Annotated in this window: 1 rRNA gene; it reads right to left on the bottom strand. The window is 53.0% G+C overall.

Features of this window, described 5'->3' with window-relative positions:
* Positions 1-122 precede the first annotated feature (122 nt).
* Positions 123-2082 (bottom strand): 23S ribosomal RNA (locus ACFCXS_RS39355); the annotation flags it as partial.

Raw genomic sequence — 2082 nt, 5'->3', positions numbered from 1 at the left:
ACCACCGCGCTATTGCCGCCAGGCAAATTCTGTTTCATTCCAACCGCCTCACTCCCGTGAAGCCATCAGAACCAATCTCGGAACGTCGCTGAAAATCTCTCTAAAAACACCTTCGGTGTTGTAAGGTTAAGCCTCACGGATCATTAGTACTGGTTAGCTCAATGCATCGCTGCACTTACACACCCAGCCTATCAACGTCTTAGTCCTAAACGTTCCTTCAGGGACCTTAAAGGCCCAGGGAAGACTCATCTTGAGGCAAGTTTCGCGCTTAGATGCTTTCAGCGCTTATCTTTTCCGCACTTAGCTACCGGGCAATGCCATTGGCATGACAACCCGAACACCAGTGGTGCGTTCACTCCGGTCCTCTCGTACTAGGAGCAACCCCTCTCAATCTTCCAACGCCCACGGCAGATAGGGACCGAACTGTCTCACGACGTTCTAAACCCAGCTCGCGTACCACTTTAAATGGCGAACAGCCATACCCTTGGGACCTACTTCAGCCCCAGGATGTGATGAGCCGACATCGAGGTGCCAAACACCGCCGTCGATATGAACTCTTGGGCGGTATCAGCCTGTTATCCCCGGAGTACCTTTTATCCGTTGAGCGATGGCCCTTCCATTCAGAACCACCGGATCACTAAGACCTACTTTCGTACCTGCTCGAGCCGTCACTCTCGCAGTCAAGCTAGCTTATGCCTTTGCACTAACCTCACGATGTCCGACCGTGATTAGCTAACCTTCGTGCTCCTCCGTTACTCTTTGGGAGGAGACCGCCCCAGTCAAACTACCCACCAGACACTGTCCTCACCCCAGATTATGGGGCCGAGTTAGAACATCAAACATTAAAGGGTGGTATTTCAAGGATGGCTCCACGCAGACTGGCGTCCACGCTTCAAAGCCTCCCACCTATCCTACACATCAAGGCTCAATGTTCAGTGTCAAGCTATAGTAAAGGTTCACGGGGTCTTTCCGTCTTGCCGCGGGTACACTGCATCTTCACAGCGAGTTCAATTTCACTGAGTCTCGGGTGGAGACAGCCTGGCCATCATTACGCCATTCGTGCAGGTCGGAACTTACCCGACAAGGAATTTCGCTACCTTAGGACCGTTATAGTTACGGCCGCCGTTTACTGGGGCTTCGATCAAGAGCTTCGCCTTGCGGCTGACCCCATCAATTAACCTTCCAGCACCGGGCAGGCGTCACACCGTATACGTCCACTTTCGTGTTTGCACAGTGCTGTGTTTTTATTAAACAGTTGCAGCCAGCTGGTATCTTCGACTGGCTTCAGCTCCATCCGCAAGGGACTTCACCTACATGCCAGCGTGCCTTCTCCCGAAGTTACGGCACCATTTTGCCTAGTTCCTTCACCCGAGTTCTCTCAAGCGCCTTGGTATTCTCTACCTGACCACCTGTGTCGGTTTGGGGTACGATTTAATGTTACCTGATGCTTAGAGGATTTTCCTGGAAGCAGGGCATCAACTACTTCTGCACCGTAGTGCATCGTCATCACGCCTCAGGGTTAGTATGCAACCGGATTTACCAGGTCACACCCCCTACACGCTTAAACCGGGACAACCGTCGCCCGGCTAGCCTAGCCTTCTCCGTCCCCCCTTCGCAGTAACACCAAGTACAGGAATATTAACCTGTTTCCCATCGACTACGCTTTTCAGCCTCGCCTTAGGGGTCGACTCACCCTGCCCCGATTAACGTTGGACAGGAACCCTTGGTCTTCCGGCGAGCGGGCTTTTCACCCGCTTTATCGTTACTTATGTCAGCATTCGCACTTCTGATACCTCCAGCAACCCTCACAGGCCACCTTCAACGGCTTACAGAACGCTCCCCTACCCAACAACGCCTAAGCGTCGCTGCCGCAGCTTCGGTGCATGGTTTAGCCCCGTTACATCTTCCGCGCAGGCCGACTCGACCAGTGAGCTATTACGCTTTCTTTAAATGATGGCTGCTTCTAAGCCAACATCCTGGCTGTCTATGCCTTCCCACATCGTTTCCCACTTAACCATGACTTTGGGACCTTAGCTGTGGGTCTGGGTTGTTTCCCTCTTCACGACGGACGTTAGCACCCGC

It is taken from the genome of Streptomyces sp. NPDC056373 (assembly GCF_042262425.1).
In the GTDB taxonomy this organism is placed as follows: domain Bacteria; phylum Actinomycetota; class Actinomycetes; order Streptomycetales; family Streptomycetaceae; genus Streptomyces.
Note: the sequence above shows the minus strand (reverse complement) of the source record. Positions and strands in the feature narration are given on the sequence as shown.